Origin of the sequence: Peribacillus butanolivorans (assembly GCF_001273755.1) — a bacterium.
In the GTDB taxonomy this organism is placed as follows: Bacteria; Bacillota; Bacilli; order Bacillales; family DSM-1321; genus Peribacillus; species Peribacillus butanolivorans.
Window position 1 is genome coordinate 1047534 of sequence record NZ_LGYA01000001.1, and the last position, 16656, is coordinate 1064189.

Here is a 16656-nt window from a genome sequence, read left to right on the forward strand (position 1 = left end):
TATTTGAATGCCAAGGCGTTTTAGGTTTATGCTTTCTTTCTCATCCAGAGTGGGTATAGCACGATTCCAAGAACATATAAGGCAATGCCTAGTTTGAACGTATCCATGTCTGCTGTACCTGTCTTAATGACCCAGATGGAGTAAACTAATGCCAGGATAGTGATAATACCATCGCGACTTCTTGAACCTTTCATGAAATCGTATGTTTCCCCAGTTACGACTAATTTCAATTGATATAAGGTTGATACGAGATAAGGAATCAGGTAGGCAAGTGTAGCGACAATCATAGAGAATTTATAGGCTTCTAAAATCGTTCCAGAGATAGTGGAGAATAAGAATATTTGTGTCATGATATTTGTGATTGTCATGGAACGAACTGGTGTTCCGTTTTTATTCGCTTTCGCAAAATACGTCGGGAATAAATCTAATTTCGCTGCCTGGTAAGGAACTTCAGATGCAACGACAATCCAGCCGATTGTTGAGCCTAACAAGGAAATGACAGCAAGAGCGGCCATAAGATACGTACCGTTTGAACCAACCACAGCTTGTAAAGCATCAACAAGTGGCTTTTGTGAAACTTTTAAATCGTCTTGTGAAATAGCACCCATTGTCAATAAGGTAATTCCAATATAAATGACAACAGCGATAAGCAAACCAAGAATCGTTGCTTTTTTTACATCATTTTGTGACTTAGCGCGATTTGAGAGCATCACAGCTGCTTCAATTCCGATGAAGGCCCATAATGTTGATATCGCTGCAGCATTAACTTGAGCACCTAAGGAGATGGATGTCCCAGCTGTATCGTAAAATTCTGCACCATTTCCAAGATTAGAAGAATCAAAGATGAAAATCGTAACAATAATGAAAAATAAGAATCCAAGCACTTTTGTAACTGTTGCAACAAGGTTTAGTTTTCCTGCACTGTTAAAACTTCTTACTAAAATTGCCTGAATCCCCCAAAGAGCAATGGAACATACTGCAAATGTTAGTGCTTTACCGAGTTCGAGATTGAAAGAACCTGTTGTATAAATCACTTTCGTACTATGCATGACAGGGAAAAACGTCGATAAGTAACCAGCAAATGAAATGATGACAGAGGCTGTTGCAGCCCAGTTTGCAGCCCAATAACCCCAGGCCATACTGTATCCTGATACCCTTCCTTTTGTAGGAGACCTAAATAATGACTGAGCATAACTTTGGGGACCGGCTTTCAGCTCCGGTTTCCGTACAGCTAAGTTACCAAATACGAGTGCTATTAAAAATACTCCTAGTCCAGTAACCATCCATGCCAAAGTAGCACCTAATGGACTTGAAACCTGTGCCAATTGAGCAGGGAGCATGAAGATTCCACCGCCGACCATATTTCCAATTACGAATGTGGTCAAAATCAATAAACCCCATTTTTTATTTTCCATTTATAATCGAACCTTTCTTAAATACAGTTTGAATTTATATACCGACAACTTATACTAAAATAGTATATCTCGAATCGTTTAGTTTGGTAAAGTGCTAATTAGGTAAAATGTAATACGCAGATTAATCAGAAAATTTAAATGGTAATTGACAAAGAGCGATTATTGGATTATAGTGGTAATACCAAGTTAGTTGGTAAGAATAATGTAATTTAACGGTACAAATGGTAATTGTTAAATTTTGCGTGATTGATTTTTTATGTAAACTATTTGACTCATAAAAATTGCCGATTAGTCAACTAAAGGCACCCTTCCATCTATCCTGTTAGATGTAGGGTGCCTTTTATTTTCTTAATATTTGAAGGGAGGAGAATATGGAGTTCAATATGAACTGATTATTTCTTATCCAGAGAGTTAAAAGGAAGAGAAAACAGAAGGTGAACCAATTTCCTAAAGCAAGCTTTAGATGTGGGAAGAGTACGCGTGTAATTTTTCGTACAATCTCTTTTTATTATTAGGTATGAATGGTGCTTAATTACCATTATTAAGAGGAGGATAATATGGAAAAAAAAGAGGAGTTAAAAATCAGACATATCATTTCCAGCTTGGAAGATCTACAATATGGATCGGTTATTATAACTGTTCATGATGGGGAAATCACACAGGTGGATACCACTGAAAAGAAACGATTCCCCTTAGCAAAGGGACGGCCTGCAAAAGCTAGATGAATTAATTCCAGACCACAACGGAGCTTTCAATACGAAGGCTCCTTTTGTTTTTGGGAAGTGAAAACCTTTTATTTGTTCTATAATGAAAATTTAATCAATATAGAATTTGTAGAAGATTGTACTGCTTTTTGCATGATAGAATAAGTAAGGGGAGTTTTTAATAGTTAATTAGTTGAAATCTTAAGGGGGAAAGAGAATCGATGACTTTACAAACTATAGAGCACGAAATCTTAGCATTAGTTGAAACATTTGATGGAAGAATTGCTTATAAAATTGAAAATGCCGATGGAGATACTATCAGCTATCACGATGATGAATCCTTCCAATCAGCGAGTTTGATCAAAATACCAATGATAATCGAAGGCTATCGTCAAAGTGAAGAAAAGAAAATCTACTTAAATCAGCCGGTGACCATTCCTCCTAATGAAGTGACTGGAGGATCGGGCGTCCTGCACGTCTTATCGAATAAAGTATTTTTAACCGTTGAGGATTTATTGACTTTGATGATAACTGTATCTGATAATACATCCACGAATATGATGATGACTTTGCTAGGTAATGATGAAATTAATCAATGCATCAAAGAACTTGGTCTGAAAAATACTATCCTCGGGCGCAGAATGCAGGATTTCAAAGCATTAAAGGAAGGGCGGGATAATACAATCTCGGCTGAAGATACGATTACCTGCCTAAAAGCCATACATACAGGCGACTTTTTAACGAAAGAAAGCCAGGAAAAAATCTTACGAGCTTTTGACAATCAGCAATTAAGAGATAAACTCCCATCACTAATGGGGAAAGGGGTAAAGGTCGCAAGTAAAACGGGCGCAATTCGGGGCGTTGCCCATGATTGTGCGATCATTCGTTCAGAATTTCAAACCGTTTATGCTGTCGTCCTTACCGAAGATATGAAATCAGAGGATGAAAGCCGTCAAGTCATCAGTAAAATTGGTAAATTGATTTATGATGACATAATGGCTGAATAGAATAACCTTTATTAGTATTAGAATGTTTGTGGTCTTTGCGAAAGAATCGGGTTGAGTAAGCTTAGTCCATAAGGTATTCTAAGTGCAATAACGCGGGAAGTCACGTTGATTTCCCGCTCTTGTGCGTCTACAGCATTTGGTTATAGTTATGTGGTGATCTATGGTAAAATATGTTATATAATGGATGGAAAATGAAACGGGGAAGTAGTTTTGAAAAAGGTGGTAAAATTTGTTGTAATTGGTGTTGTTGCTTTACTAGTGTATTTTGGGGTTTTACATATGAAAATTCAAGAGAGCAGTCATCAGCCAATTCCTGAAGATGCCAGTTACCTTATTGTCCTTGGGGCCAGGGTTAAAGGAACAGTTCCATCATTATCATTACAATACCGGATTGATAAGGCTGCTGATTATTTAAAAGCAAATAAAAATACGATAGCCATTGTATCGGGCGGCAAAGGTCCTGGCGAAGATATTTCAGAAGCTCAGGCAATGCAGCAAGAGTTAATCAATCAGGGAATTGAAGAGGCAAGGATCATTATGGAAGACAAATCGACAACAACCATTGAAAATATTGCTTACTCAAAAGAACTTATTCCGAATCCAACAGCTACAGGATTGATTGTTACTAATGATTTTCACATCTATCGTGCGGTGGAAATGGCCAAAAGCGTAGGCTTGGACATGACCGGGATACCAGCAAAGACACCAAAAGTGGTCCTGGTCAAATCTTATATTCGTGAATATCTGGCCATTACCAAATACTATTTGACAGAGCTGTTTGGAATTTAACTATTCCTGAACATAAATTCTAAATCGAACCCCTCCCTTGCACGGTAGGGGGGCTTCTTAATTGTAGGTTATTCAACATCAGGCACTTACCAAAATTCTTTCTCTTGATAGATTTGCTCAAGTGTCTTGTACAGGGAATGCCTAGTATATGAAACCTCGACTCTTTCATCAGCATCAACTTCTTCTATATCTATATTATCAACAAAACCAATTTGGTCATCGATTTCCTTCAAATAAAATCCAAGTGCTTCATAACCGCTATATGCTACGATTACCTTACTGCCAAAACCGCATATTTCATTGATAGACCTCCTAGTTATTTGCTCTTATTGAATGTAAATAGTTCTGTTTCCTATACACTGATATGGCCCGTTCATCCTTATCTGAACCATATAATTGGAAGGAAATGAAAAAATGCGATAATAGGGCTTTACTTGAAGATTTCATAATGAAATATGAATGAGCTCCTAGATTGCGTTAGAAAGGATAGTGTAGGGAAATATGTCACAAGCAGAAATAGAATGAAAATGAAATAACTCTTGCGAATTTAAAATATCACCAGATAATTTGCTATCTTTATCATTTCATGTTACTCTAATAAAGAATTGTTTTTGATTGTGGGAGAGCATACTAGTTATTGTCTTAACCAAACGATCAAAAATAGTAATACATTGTGTGTTAAGCACTAGGAGGCAACAAAAATGGAACAAGGTACAGTTAAATGGTTTAATGCAGAAAAAGGTTTTGGATTTATCGAGCGTGAAAATGGAGACGACGTATTCGTACATTTCTCAGCTATCCAAAGCGAAGGCTTCAAATCTTTAGACGAAGGTCAAAAAGTAACTTTCGACGTTGAGCAAGGTGCTCGTGGAGCTCAAGCAGCTAACGTTCAAAAAGCTTAATTTTAAAATTAAATTGTAACCTATATGAACAGACTCCTCGATGGGAGTCTGTTCTTTATTGTGGGAAAAAGACAAAGAAAAACCCTACTAATATGGTAGGGTTTTTTTGTGTGCGTATTGTAAAATCAAAATCTTACGCCTTTTTTAATTCTTCTTCAAAGAAAAAAGTAGTTGGATGTTCTTTGACAGTATAAGAATATCTTTTCATGTTTTTTACATATGCCCATTTATTAATTGTTACTAATTCATCAGTATCTTGAATAGTTACTGTTTCACCGCTATTATATTTATTGCTTTTCAATATATGCACCCTCTTTACTAATAGTATAACATATTTCACAATAAAAAATGTGTCCAAGATATTCCATGGGATATTATGTGATTCATGTGTATTGACAAAAAAATGAAGTTCTGGTTAAAGCTAATAAACATGCTTAAAAGCGTGGGATTACTGTTAGAACGGAGCTTATAGATTTGAATAAAGAAAATTGTAACCAAGTGTGACCAGAAAAGGAGAGATAATCTTTATGGTCAACCATTCTATCGTTCACTTACAAAAAACCTCAATACTTAAACTTCCCGTTCTTCTTAAATGAATGCTATCCCCGAAATCGGCAAATTGTGACAAAGGTCGTACTCCCAAACTTCAATCGTAATTCAGTTTCAGCGGTATGCGTGATAATTTGAGCTTTCGTTTCAACAACTTGGCAGTTTCAAGGCGTTCTTGGATTTTTAGTTTTTCGCTCGTTTCTTTTGAATAAGTAGCTGAGGTTTTTCTTGAATAATCATCAGATAATAAATCTGCCTCTTTTTAGTATAGCATGACAAAAGAATGAACCAAGCTGTCTGAAATTGCATTAAATATATTAACAACGAAAAGAGGTGAATTATATGTCTGTTATTCCTACTACTGTGGATGTAGTTACGATTCTTTGGGAAAGAACTTCGTTAATACCTTTAACTCAGCAAACAATTGTACAAGCTACAGTGATTGGAAGTGCTGCTCCTTGCGATAACACTTTAAATCCTGGTGATTGTTACATTGCTGCTGTACTTTGTTTACTTGGAAATGGATTTGTACAAGTATTGAACCTTGACTCTGGTCTAACCGGAGTTGCCGTGTTCATCCGTTTACGCTAGGATATTAATTTGGGGACAAAGTATTTTTGATTTAAAATACTTTGTCTTTTTATATATACATAAACCCCACCAGTCATTAAGATTGGTGGGGTTTATCCATTTTACTAATACAGGAATGCTAAGAAGGAAGCGGAACATTATCTTAGTGACTATTCAAATTGACTATTCAAATTACGTTAGACAAGTATAGCCACGTGCTTCCTAGTATGCAGAAACATGTGGCTGATGAACTTGATAATTTGTTTCGTAAAGAAATGTGACCACTCAAGGTTTTTGACGTTCAAAACCCTTCTATATCAATGCTCTTCTTAAAACGCCCAATCCCCATTACGGAAGACAGGTTCCGAAGAGCCGTCCTGTTTGATTCCTTCAATGTTCATTTTATCAGAACCAACCATGAAATCTACATGTGCAAGGCTTTCGTTAAGTCCATTTTCTGCAAGCTCTTCTGGACTCATGGTTTTTCCGCCTTCAATACAGAAAGCATAAGAGCTTCCAATCGCTAAATGGTTAGACGCATTTTCATCAAATAAAGTATTGAAAAATAACACATTTGATTGAGAAATTGGAGAGTTGAAAGGAACAAGTGCTACCTCTCCTAGATAGTGGGAGCCTTCATCGGTTTCAACTAATTGTTTTAGAATTTCTTCGCCTTCTTCAGCTTTTACTTCAATGATGCGGCCATCCTTAAAGGTCACAGAGAAGTTATCAATGATGTTTCCTCCGTAACTAAGCGGTTTGGTACTCGAAACCGTACCGTTTACACCCGTTTTTAATGGAACCGTAAACACTTCTTCAGTAGGCATGTTAGCCATGAATTCATGCCCCTTTTCGTTAATGCTTCCTGCTCCGACCCAAAGATGTTTGTCAGGTAACTCAATTGTTAAATCTGTTCCAGGAGCTGTGTAATGCAATTTTTGGTAATGTTTTTCATTTAAATAATTAACTTTTTCATGAAGCGTGTCGTCGTGCTTTTTCCATGCCTCTACAGGGTCCTTCACATCAACACGAACAGCTTTGAAAATGGCTTCCCACAGTTTATCAATGCGTTTTTCTTCTGCCTCTTCAGGGAACACTTTATCAGCCCAAGCCTTTGAAGGCACCGCGACTATCGACCAGCTCACTTTATCGGATTGCATATATTGACGCCACTTTTTCAGTGCAGTACCAGATGCCTTTTGGAAGTTTGCAATCCTTTCAGGCTCTACACTTTTTAATAAGTCTGGGCTCGAGGAGATGACGGATAGATAAGCAGCACCGTTTTCTGCAAGTTCAATCGTCTCTTTCGCACGCCACTCAGGATACTCGTTGAACACCTCATCCGGTGCCAACTCGTATTTGGTGCGTCCGACGATATCGTCATTCCAATTAACAATGACATTACGCGCGCCGTTTTCATAAGCTTTTTTTACAATAATGCGGACAAGATCAGCGCCCTCTAATGTAGTGTTCACCACAAGAGTTTGTCCTTGTTGAATATTGACGCCAACTTTAACAGCAAGGTCTGCATATTTTTCTAAATTTGTTTGAAATTCACTCATCATTTATAAACTCCTTTTCCATTTTCTACATTTATAATTGTACTGATTGTTTATTAAAAAAGAAACTTTTTACTCCATTGTATAGAAAAAACAGTACGGAATATATTGTAACTCAATAAAGGAGGAGTATATCTTAATTAGGAAGAAGCTGAATTCAAACCCCAGTGGGTTGGACTCAGCTTCATAAGAATATTAATTACAGCTGGTGATGGAGCTAAAGTTGGCCATTAATCTCCTCAGTGAAATCATAGGTGAACGTTATGTGGACCATGATATACTGAAAAATTAAGAGCAACTTCATACATAGGAAAAAATGCCTCCTTTTTATAACTATTATTGTAAATAGGTAAAGACTCTAAAATGATTATCCAAATAAAAATAAAAATGTGTGAACTATAAGAAAGAGGGTCCCCTTTGAGACCCTCTCTTTAAAATCACATAAAAAATTACTTACTTAGATTGACCCAGACGCTTTTTACTTCAGTATAGTTATCAAGTGCATAGGATCCCATTTCACGTCCGATTCCGGATTGTTTGTAACCACCGAATGGGGAAGCTGCATCAAATGCGTTATAGCAGTTCACCCAAACGGTACCTGCACGAAGTTTTCCTGCCACATAATGAGCATTGGCTAAATCACTTGTCCATAAACCGGCAGCTAAACCATATTCACTGGCATTGGCACGGTTAATAACATCGTCTAAATCCTCATAAGGCATTGCTGCAATAACCGGACCGAAAATCTCTTCTTTGGCAATTGTCATTTCCTCTTCTACACCAGCGAATATAGTAGGTGAAACAAAATAGCCTTCTTCACCCGGTTTACTTCCACCGACAAGGACTTCTGCACCTTCATTTTTCCCTTTTTCAATATAGCCAAGAACGCGGTTTTGCTGTTCCTGAGAAACAAGCGGTCCAATTTGTGTATTTGGATCTAAGCCTACCCCTTGTTTAATATTTTTAGCATGGCTAGCCATATCGGCAACAACATTATCATAGTGTTTCTTTTGAATATAAACTCGAGATCCGGCACAACATACCTGGCCTTGGTTAAACATAACACCATTCAAAGCACCAGGAATAGCTTTCGAGAAATCTGCGTCTGGAAGGATAATGTTTGGTGATTTTCCGCCAAGTTCCAACGTGACACGTTTCAATGAATAGGAGGCAGAGCGCATGATTAGTTTTCCAACTTCAGTAGAACCGGTAAATGCAATTTTATTGACCTGTGGATGATCGACAAGAGCTTGTCCAGCTGTTTCACCAAAACCAGGAACGATATTGACGACGCCATCTGGGAAACCAGCCTCAGCGATTAGTTCAGCCAAATAAAGGGCCGATAATGGAGTTTGCTCAGCAGGTTTTAGAATAACTGTACAACCTGTAGCAAGTGCTGCACCGAGTTTCCACATCGCCATTAGGAGTGGGAAGTTCCAAGGGATGATTTGACCTACCACACCTACAGCTTCGTGTTTTGTGTAGTTAAAGTAATTTCCGCTTACCGGAATAGTTTGTCCAACAATCTTAGTCGACCAGCCGGCAAAATATCTCATATGTTCAATGGCTAATGGAATATCAGCATTGGTTGTTTCACTGATGGGTTTCCCGTTATCCAATGTTTCTAACTGCGCAAGCTCTGTTTTATTTTCTTCCATTAAATCTGCTAGTTTATACATTAGCCTACTGCGGGCGGCTGCGCTCATCTTTGACCAAGGACCTTCATCGAATGCTTTGCGTGCTGCTTTAACGGCTAAGTCAATATCTTCTTTATCTGCTTCAAATATATCGGCAAGTTTTTGTCCTGTGGCAGGATTTGGAGTGGAGAAGGTTTTCTTTGAAATACTTTCTACAAATTGACCATTAATAAAAAGCTTTTTAGGTCCTGTTAAAAATTTTTGCAACTTTCCACTTACCTCTAACGTTAGATTTGTCATAATTACCCTCCTGAATATAATCGTTTAATTGGGCAAAACATGCTGACTTATTGATAACGCTTTGATTTATGCCAATTTTTATCATAAATGAAAAAAATAGAATATTCAATCATTATTATTCGACATAATAATTATCTCAATGAACGACTAGTTAAGAGTGTTTCTTCTTAATTTCACAAAAAAATATGGTTTTTTTGTCATGACATCTGTAAATACTATGGCGAAAATGATATTTAATAGTTAAAATTAAGAAGGGATAAAATAAATAGAAGTTCTAAAGTTTTTCAGGAGGATTCATATGGGAAATAATGCGAAAATTATATCGCAACGTAAATTACTTGGTGTAGCGGGTCTCGGATGGATGTTTGATGCACTTGATGTGGGTATGCTTTCTTTCATTATTGTTGCGTTGAAACAGGAATGGAACTTAACCAGTGAACAGGTTGGGTGGATTGGCAGTATTAACTCTATTGGTATGGCTGTGGGGGCTGTTTTTTTTGGTGCAATGGCAGATAGGGTTGGACGAAAGAACGTCTTTATTATTACATTATTATTATTTTCTATTGCTAGCGGTTTGTCTGCAGCAGTCAGTACACTTAGTTTGTTCTTGATTTTGCGATTTTTGATTGGAATGGGGCTCGGAGGAGAACTTCCAGTTGCCTCGACACTTGTCTCTGAAAGTGTTGAAGCGAGTAAAAGGGGACAAGTTGTCGTGCTTCTTGAAAGTTTTTGGGCTGTTGGATGGATATTGGCAGCACTTATATCTTTTTTCATCATTCCGGCATATGGCTGGCGCGTTGCATTATTATTAAGTGCTGTTCCAGCTTTATACGCGCTTTATCTGCGTTTGAAACTACCAGATTCACCTAAGTATACGGAACTGGAAAAGAAGCAGAGGCCATCCGTACTCAATAATATGAAAAGCGTTTGGAAAAAGGAATATTCACGTCAGACCCTAGTGTTGTGGATTCTATGGTTTTGCGTGGTCTTTTCTTATTATGGAATGTTTTTATGGCTGCCAAGCGTCATGGTCTTAAAAGGCTTCAGTATGATTCAAAGTTTTGAATATGTCTTGATTATGACGCTAGCTCAGCTTCCAGGATACTTTTCAGCTGCATGGTTGATTGAGAAGATAGGACGTAAATTCGTTTTGATCACATACTTAATTGGAACGGCTGTCAGTGCATTTTTCTTTGGTTCAGCAGAAGAGTTATCACTCTTAATCGTATCTGGGATGTTCCTATCATTCTTCAATTTAGGTGCATGGGGTGCGCTCTATGCGTATACTCCAGAACAGTATCCAACGGTAGTTCGAGGTACAGGTACTGGTTTAGCTGCTGGAATTGGTCGAATTGGCGGTGTCTTGGGACCATTGCTTGTCGGTTATTTAGTTGCTGCAGGTACACCAATTTCAACAATTTTCACTATATTTACAATTGCTATTTTAGTGGGGGCAGTTGTCGTAGCTTTTGGAAAAGAGACAAAGAATACTGTTTTGACATAACATAAAAGAGGGGGACTAAATTTAGTCCCCCTCTTTTTTATTACTTAAAGTCTTTTATTATGCTTAAAAGGAATTCAGCGGCACTCTGTGGACTATTTGCATTCATGATTGCGGAAACTACCGCTGTACCAGATACTCCACTTTCTGAAAGAGATGAGATGTTTTCGGCGGTAATACCTCCGATAGCTACTGCAGGAATCGATATACTGCGGCAAATTTTCTCAAGTTCCCCGTTTGCCATTAAGGTTGCATCTTGCTTTGTTTTCGTAGGGAAAATAGAACCAACACCGATATAGTCCGCTCCATTTTGTTCGGCTTCGATTGCTTCTTCTAGAGTTGAGACTGATACACCGATAATCATATTGTCAGGCACTAGTTGTTTGATGATTGGAAGTGGAAGGTCATCCTGTCCGATATGAACTCCGTCTGCTCCAACAGCAAGTGCTATATCTACCCGGTCATTAATGATCAGCGGAATAGAAAGTTCGTGTAGTAACTGTTTTAATGCAGAAGCTTTTTTATAAAAGGAGAGGGAGGAATTGTTTTTCTCTCTTAGTTGTACGATCGAGACTCCTCCAGAAACCGCCTCTGCTATGATTTTGGTCAAATCTTCTATTGCTATGGACTCTTCTGTCACTAAATATAGGCTTAAATCAATTTGAGACTTCTTCATATAATTTCACCTCATTTATCCAAATTTCCTTATCTATTCTTGATATCGCATCGATTAATCGCACACGAAACGTTCCAGTTCCTTCATCTTTTTGAAGTTTTGCAGCAGCAAGTTCCCCGGAGATGCTCATCGTTGAGATCCCGGCAACTGCCGCAGCATAGAAATTGTCTGTGACTCCGGAAAAGGTTCCGATAAGAGCAGTAGCCATGCAGCCAGTACCTGTAACACTCGTTAATAGAGGATTCCCATTATCGATAATGGACGTATTTTTACCATCGCTAACAGCATCTTTGGCGCCACTCACTACGACGACACTATTCAATTTATTAGCCGCACGTGCTGCCAGTTCTGCATTGCTAATTGCAAGTTCACCTGAATCCACTCCACGTGTAACGATATCCCCACCCATTAACCGATGGATTTCACTCGCATTTCCGCGGATGATTTGGAAGGTAACTTTCTTCAGGAGCTCTGCCACTTGTTCTGTACGATAGGAAGTGGCACCAACTCCCACTGGGTCTAAAATAACTGGGATATTCAGGGAATTTGCCGTCTTACCGGCAATCTCCATTGCTTCTAAGGCTTTATCATCAATCGTACCGAAGTTCAGGACTAGAGCATCAGCCAACTTGACCATTTCCTCGACTTCTCTTGGGCTAGATGTCATAACAGGTGAACCACCGATGGCAAGAGTGGCATTGGCACAGTCATTGACCGTAACAAAGTTAGTAATTTGGTGAACGAGCGGTTTACTTTCTCTTACCTGAAAGAATAAGTCTGAAACGGAAACATTCATATTAAATCACTCCTTTCTTCTTTTGAAAATGAATAAAAATGATGGACGGGTCCGTGCCCCTTACCGAGTGAAAAGCTATTACGTATGGCTTCAGAAATATATGTCTTGGCTTGTTCAATGGACTGTCTTAAAGGAAGTCCGTTTGCCAGATTGGATGTAATGGCGGATGATAGAGTACAGCCTGTCCCATGGGTGTTTTTTGTATGAATGCGTTCTCCTTTAATCCAGAAAAAGTCAGTTCCGTCATAAAAAAGATCATTTGGATTCCCTGCTGAATGGCCTCCTTTAAGTAAAACCGCTTTTGCGCCAAGTTCTTTAATTGATATACAAGCCTCGTAAAAATCTTGCTTCGTTCGAATCGACAAGCCAGTAAGGACTTCGGCTTCGGGTACATTCGGAGTTACAAGTGTTGCAAGCGGCAGCAATTCTGTTTTTAAAGCAGAGACAGCTTTTTCATCGAGCAAATGATGGCCGCTTTTGGAAATCATGACAGGATCAAGGATAACGATTGCGGGTAAGAAGGTATTTAGAGACGCGGCGACTGTTTCAACGATTTCTTTTGATCCAAGCATACCTATTTTTACTGCATCGACGTGTATATCTTCAAAAATAGCTGCAATTTGATCCGTGATGATTCCTGTATCTATAGCTTGAACTGAACGTACCTCCATTGTATTTTGTGCCGTTACAGCTGTAATGACAGACATTCCAAAAACCCCATGTGCAGAAAATGTTTTTAAATCGGCTTGTATTCCAGCACCGCCCCCTGAGTCAGAGCCTGCGATGGTTAACGCTGTTTTCATAAAAAAACCCCTTCATATAATTATTTTTTAAAAGTATTTTCAGTAAAATGAAAGCTAAAATGGCACCTGCGAATGAACTAAGCATAAAAGCTGGTAAAAAACCAAAAATAGCTGCTTTTTCTCCCAATAGGAGGACAGCAAGTGGATAACAAGCTAGGGATCCAAGAATGCCGGTCCCTATCACTTCCCCTAAACAAGCGAATTTCAAGCTTTGTGTTTTTCGATAAAGGACAGCAGCCAATAGTGCACCGATCATGCTGCCCGGAAAGGCGAAAATTGAACCTGTACCAGACATGTTTCTAATGATGGAAACTAAAAAAGCTTGTGTTACCGCATAAGCCGGTCCCAATAAAACGGCTGTCATGACATTTGCCAGATGCTGAATCGGAAAGATTTTTGCAAATCCAGCCGGGATGAAAATGAATGAACTAGTTATGGTAGTAATGGCCGTGATCATGGCAGTCAACGTCATTTTCTTGATTGGATTCATCATCATGACAACATCCTACAGTGGCCAATCCTGCTCATTTTGAACCATATCCCAGAATAAATATTCATAACGGGAAGTCACCAAAAAATGCTTCTCTAATCTAAGAAGTTCCTTTTCAGGCATGCCTTCTGTTAACTCTTCCAACAAAGCAATCAGCCATTTGTGTGCTTCACTGAATTCAGGAGACGAATATGATTTAATCCAATCAGCATAGCGATTGTTTTCTAATGCTTCACCATTTTGTTCTTTTAATAGCAAACCGATCTCATAATAATCCCAAGCGCATGGAAGGAGGCAGGCGATCAGGTCGGCCAAAGTCCCATTTTGGGCTGCATTTAGCATGTAACCCGTATAAGCTAGAGTGGTTGGGGTAGGTACTGTATTTTCCAATTCGATTGAGCTGATTCCGAATTCCAAAGCATAATGTCGATGGATATCCATTTCTACTTGAAGGGTTTCATTCAAAATACTTGCAAACTTAGCCATGGTTTCGAGATTATGAGCTTTGATGACTCCTAACGCAAAGAGTTTGGAATAATCCATTAGATAGATATAGTCCTGCTTTAGGTAATAGGCAAATTTCTTTTCTGAAAGCGTCCCATCTCCAATCGCCTGAACAAAGGGATGTGTATGGTTCCTTTTCCAGATTCCTTTTGCCCGTTCATGAAGTCTATCACTGAAGGTTTCTAATTTTGTATTCTCCATGGTACATCCTCCTTGAAATTTAAAATTTACTAAAATTGTAAAGTGTGCATACACTATCTGATCAACAAAAAAACCGCTCTCTGAAAGAAAGCGGCTGTTACCGAGGAAGAAGCAAATTCCTTCTTACAGCCTGCTTCCCTCCGCTGGTATGACCAGATCAGGTGCAAAGGGTTTGATTCTCAGCAAAAGTGCTCCCCTAGCAGTCTAATTATTCACTTTTTCCATCTAAAAAAAAAACCGCTCCTGAAAAACGGAGCGGGGCAGATGGATAAAGTCATGTGTTTAAAGACGATATCATCCACTTCCCTCCGCCGGTATGATCCGGTTCAGGTTCAAAGGGTCCGGAACAAATTCCATCTCAGTCTTAAAAAGACTCCCCTAGTGGTGTGAATGTATGTAATTACTGACATCATATCAGAAAGCCAGGAAATTGCAACCCAATTTGAATGGGATCTATAGAGAATACCTATCAAAAAAAGGGAGAACCATGTGATTGACTTTTGAAGAATATTGGGATAAAATCATGTCTACATCATTTATATATTGAATTCTTATCCAGAGAGGTGGAGGGACTTGGCCCAAAGAAACCTCGGCAGCAGACCCATTTTGGGAACTGTGCTACATCCAACAAGCATACGCTTGGAAGATAAGAAGAGCCGAACGGACTACTGTAAGCCTCTTCTTGAATTAGAAGAGGCTTTTATTTTTGTGAAATAACGTTTAGTGACATAATAGAAAAGATATAATTTGGTGAAAATGAAACCTGTTACTACAATTTAGCTCATATGAAAGCGGGCTGATGAAGACAAGGAAAGGAGCCATTTACATGGCAGAATTATTTAAGAGAATTGAACAGAGGAAGGCATTGCTGATTGAAGAGTTATTAGCGAATGGAGTTTATAAAACCTCTGATGAAAGACATCTTTATGATGTTCCATTAAAAGTGCTTGAAGATGAATATAAGATTGTAATAAATAGACCTAATATCGAGTCTCCTTCAGAGTGGATGACATAGTAAGAGTTCTTAAAATACTTTACTATCTTAAAATATTATTTAATCTGATGAATATTATTAAAGCATTCGCAGTGTACATGAGTGAATGCTTTTTTATTTGTCTAGAATATAAAATGTCATAAAAAAGACACAAACAGGGAATAGAATAGGCTTTTTGTCACATTTATCTAGTGGAACAACACATTTTAATTTCTATATATGGTTGATTTTAACTACTTATTTCTTTATCATAAAAGATGTAAGAAAATTGAATAAATAGGAAGTGACTATAGATGCCCCCACAGATAACCGTAGAAAGAATAGAAGAAAAGAGACGGGAAATGATTAAATTGGCAGCTGATTATGGTTTTACAAGCCTTCTAACTGTTCAAGCAAGTCAAGAATTGGATTCGCTGTTAAATGCTATAACAAATAAAAGAAAATCAGAATATTTTTTGCTTAAGAAAGTTTATAGTGATTTTTAAATTTCGTCAGTGACTTTAAAATAGATTCCTTCATTTAAACTAAAAAAGGCTACTGCTGAATGAAGGCAATAGCTTTTATGTAATGAAATTCAAATATTAACACGCTTACCAAGGATTACTAAATCCCGTTCAATACCATCTAGCTCGGCAACTTGAGGTAAATGCGCCCATTCTTCAAAACCAAATTTAGAAAACAGTCTTATGCTCGGTGTATTGTGAGCAAATATAAAACCAAGTAGTGTCTTAACTCCTAATTTTGGACTCACTTCAATTGCCTTTTGAATCGAAATTTGTCCAATTCCTTTTCCCCGGAAATAATCATCAATATATATACTGATCTCGGCAGTGGAATCATAGGCTGGCCTACCATAGAAAGATTGAAAACTCATCCATCCAGCAGTTTTTCCTTCGAATGTAATAATATAAAGTGGTCGTTTTTCTGAATGATGTTCCTCAAACCATTTAAGCCTCGATTGAACTGAAACAGGTTCTGTATCTGCAGTGACCATCCTTGACGCAATAGTCGAATTATATATTTCGACTACTCTTGGTAAATCTGTTAGTTCTGCATCCCTAAACTCTATGTAACTATCCATCATTTTAACTCCTGTCCTTATTATGTATACAACCTCCAGAAACTTGGGATTCCCATCCTATTAATGAATAAAAGGAGGTTGACGAAAACCCGTTCCATTGAATGCTTTTATTGTATCATACACTTTTTACAGTTTATCTGACAATTCATTTTTTTGCATGTTAAGTATGTTCATTTTT

The 16656-nt window shown here is 38.0% G+C and carries 19 protein-coding genes, 1 pseudogene and 3 riboswitches; of the genes and pseudogenes, 9 read left to right on the forward strand and 11 right to left on the reverse strand.

Annotated features, from left to right (window positions below):
* Positions 1–26 precede the first annotated feature (26 nt).
* Positions 27–1415 carry an amino acid permease gene (locus AKG34_RS05005; protein WP_053345065.1) on the reverse strand — a complete coding sequence of 463 codons (1389 nt, stop codon included), beginning with the start codon at positions 1413–1415 and terminating at the stop codon, positions 27–29.
* Between the two features lie 557 nt (positions 1416–1972).
* On the opposite strand from AKG34_RS05005, the gene AKG34_RS26555 reads away from it, so the two are divergent.
* From AKG34_RS26555 to AKG34_RS05015, 3 genes are all read left to right on the forward strand, one after another.
* A complete protein-coding gene (locus AKG34_RS26555; protein WP_082612767.1) occupies positions 1973–2140 on the forward strand; it encodes a YezD family protein in 168 nt (55 codons plus the stop codon).
* A gap of 200 nt (positions 2141–2340) precedes the next feature.
* Entirely contained in the window at positions 2341–3126 is a 786-nt protein-coding gene (locus tag AKG34_RS05010) for a serine hydrolase (RefSeq protein ID WP_053345066.1), read from the forward strand.
* Positions 3127–3336: 210 nt separating this feature from the next.
* A complete protein-coding gene (locus AKG34_RS05015; protein WP_053345067.1) occupies positions 3337–3915 on the forward strand; it encodes a YdcF family protein in 579 nt (192 codons plus the stop codon).
* Between the two features lie 86 nt (positions 3916–4001).
* Here the strand turns inward: AKG34_RS05015 and AKG34_RS27855 are convergent, their stop codons facing one another.
* The gene (locus AKG34_RS27855; protein ID WP_161804901.1) at positions 4002–4148 is read right to left on the reverse strand and encodes a hypothetical protein; all 147 of its coding nucleotides are present in this window, start codon (positions 4146–4148) and stop codon (positions 4002–4004) included.
* Between the two features lie 468 nt (positions 4149–4616).
* Here AKG34_RS27855 and cspC point away from each other — a divergent pair, with 468 nt between their 5' ends.
* Positions 4617–4817: a cold shock protein CspC gene (gene cspC, locus AKG34_RS05020; RefSeq protein WP_010331195.1), complete on the forward strand. Its 201-nt coding sequence runs from the start codon at positions 4617–4619 to the stop codon at positions 4815–4817.
* A 133-nt stretch (positions 4818–4950) separates the two neighbouring features.
* Here the strand turns inward: cspC and AKG34_RS28225 are convergent, their stop codons facing one another.
* Positions 4951–5118 carry a hypothetical protein gene (locus AKG34_RS28225; protein WP_162878786.1) on the reverse strand — a complete coding sequence of 56 codons (168 nt, stop codon included), beginning with the start codon at positions 5116–5118 and terminating at the stop codon, positions 4951–4953.
* A 590-nt stretch (positions 5119–5708) separates the two neighbouring features.
* On the opposite strand from AKG34_RS28225, the gene AKG34_RS05025 reads away from it, so the two are divergent.
* On the forward strand, positions 5709–5957 hold the full coding sequence (locus AKG34_RS05025; protein ID WP_053345068.1) for a hypothetical protein: 249 nt from the start codon (positions 5709–5711) through the stop codon (positions 5955–5957).
* A 308-nt stretch (positions 5958–6265) separates the two neighbouring features.
* Here the strand turns inward: AKG34_RS05025 and AKG34_RS05030 are convergent, their stop codons facing one another.
* Positions 6266–7498 carry an aminopeptidase gene (locus AKG34_RS05030; protein WP_053347997.1) on the reverse strand — a complete coding sequence of 411 codons (1233 nt, stop codon included), beginning with the start codon at positions 7496–7498 and terminating at the stop codon, positions 6266–6268.
* A 183-nt stretch (positions 7499–7681) separates the two neighbouring features.
* On the opposite strand from AKG34_RS05030, the pseudogene AKG34_RS29565 reads away from it, so the two are divergent.
* Positions 7682–7787: pseudogene (locus AKG34_RS29565) on the forward strand (pyridine nucleotide-disulfide oxidoreductase); the annotation flags it as partial.
* Between the two features lie 157 nt (positions 7788–7944).
* Here AKG34_RS29565 and AKG34_RS05035 read toward each other — a convergent pair.
* Positions 7945–9432, reverse strand: a complete 1488-nt coding sequence (locus AKG34_RS05035) for an aldehyde dehydrogenase family protein (protein WP_053345069.1) — start codon at positions 9430–9432, stop codon at positions 7945–7947.
* Between the two features lie 298 nt (positions 9433–9730).
* Between AKG34_RS05035 and AKG34_RS05040 the strand changes: the two genes are divergently transcribed.
* Positions 9731–10936, forward strand: a complete 1206-nt coding sequence (locus AKG34_RS05040) for an MFS transporter (protein WP_053345070.1) — start codon at positions 9731–9733, stop codon at positions 10934–10936.
* A 40-nt stretch (positions 10937–10976) separates the two neighbouring features.
* Here the strand turns inward: AKG34_RS05040 and thiE are convergent, their stop codons facing one another.
* Genes thiE through tenA form a run of 5 tightly spaced genes read right to left on the reverse strand, consistent with a single transcriptional unit; the run spans position 10977 to position 14403 of the window.
* Complete coding sequence (gene thiE, locus AKG34_RS05045) at positions 10977–11609, reverse strand: thiamine phosphate synthase (RefSeq protein WP_053345071.1); 633 nt, start codon at positions 11607–11609, stop codon at positions 10977–10979.
* On the reverse strand, positions 11590–12405 hold the full coding sequence (gene thiM, locus AKG34_RS05050) for a hydroxyethylthiazole kinase (protein ID WP_053345072.1): 816 nt from the start codon (positions 12403–12405) through the stop codon (positions 11590–11592). Before thiM ends, thiE begins: the two co-directional genes overlap by 20 nt.
* Positions 12402–13208, reverse strand: coding sequence for a bifunctional hydroxymethylpyrimidine kinase/phosphomethylpyrimidine kinase (gene thiD, locus AKG34_RS05055; protein ID WP_053345073.1), 807 nt, complete (start codon positions 13206–13208; stop codon positions 12402–12404). Before thiD ends, thiM begins: the two co-directional genes overlap by 4 nt.
* Entirely contained in the window at positions 13177–13698 is a 522-nt protein-coding gene (gene thiW / locus AKG34_RS05060; protein ID WP_053347998.1) for an energy coupling factor transporter S component ThiW, read from the reverse strand. The genes thiD and thiW overlap by 32 nt, the downstream gene beginning before the upstream one ends.
* Before the next feature lie 15 nt (positions 13699–13713).
* Complete coding sequence (gene tenA, locus AKG34_RS05065; protein WP_053345074.1) at positions 13714–14403, reverse strand: thiaminase II; 690 nt, start codon at positions 14401–14403, stop codon at positions 13714–13716.
* Between the two features lie 118 nt (positions 14404–14521).
* Positions 14522–14611, reverse strand: a riboswitch (TPP riboswitch).
* A 78-nt stretch (positions 14612–14689) separates the two neighbouring features.
* A riboswitch (TPP riboswitch) is annotated at positions 14690–14793 on the reverse strand.
* 158 nt (positions 14794–14951) lie between these two features.
* Positions 14952–15056: riboswitch (SAM riboswitch) on the forward strand.
* Between the two features lie 173 nt (positions 15057–15229).
* Between tenA and AKG34_RS05070 the strand changes: the two genes are divergently transcribed.
* Positions 15230–15418: a Fur-regulated basic protein FbpA gene (locus AKG34_RS05070; protein WP_053345075.1), complete on the forward strand. Its 189-nt coding sequence runs from the start codon at positions 15230–15232 to the stop codon at positions 15416–15418.
* 272 nt (positions 15419–15690) lie between these two features.
* Positions 15691–15882 (forward strand): aspartyl-phosphate phosphatase Spo0E family protein, encoded by a 192-nt coding sequence (locus AKG34_RS05075; RefSeq protein WP_053345076.1) that lies wholly within the window; start codon positions 15691–15693, stop codon positions 15880–15882.
* Between the two features lie 89 nt (positions 15883–15971).
* Here AKG34_RS05075 and AKG34_RS05080 read toward each other — a convergent pair whose 3' ends face one another.
* Complete coding sequence (locus AKG34_RS05080) at positions 15972–16478, reverse strand: GNAT family N-acetyltransferase (RefSeq protein ID WP_180320456.1); 507 nt, start codon at positions 16476–16478, stop codon at positions 15972–15974.
* Positions 16479–16656 lie beyond the last annotated feature (178 nt).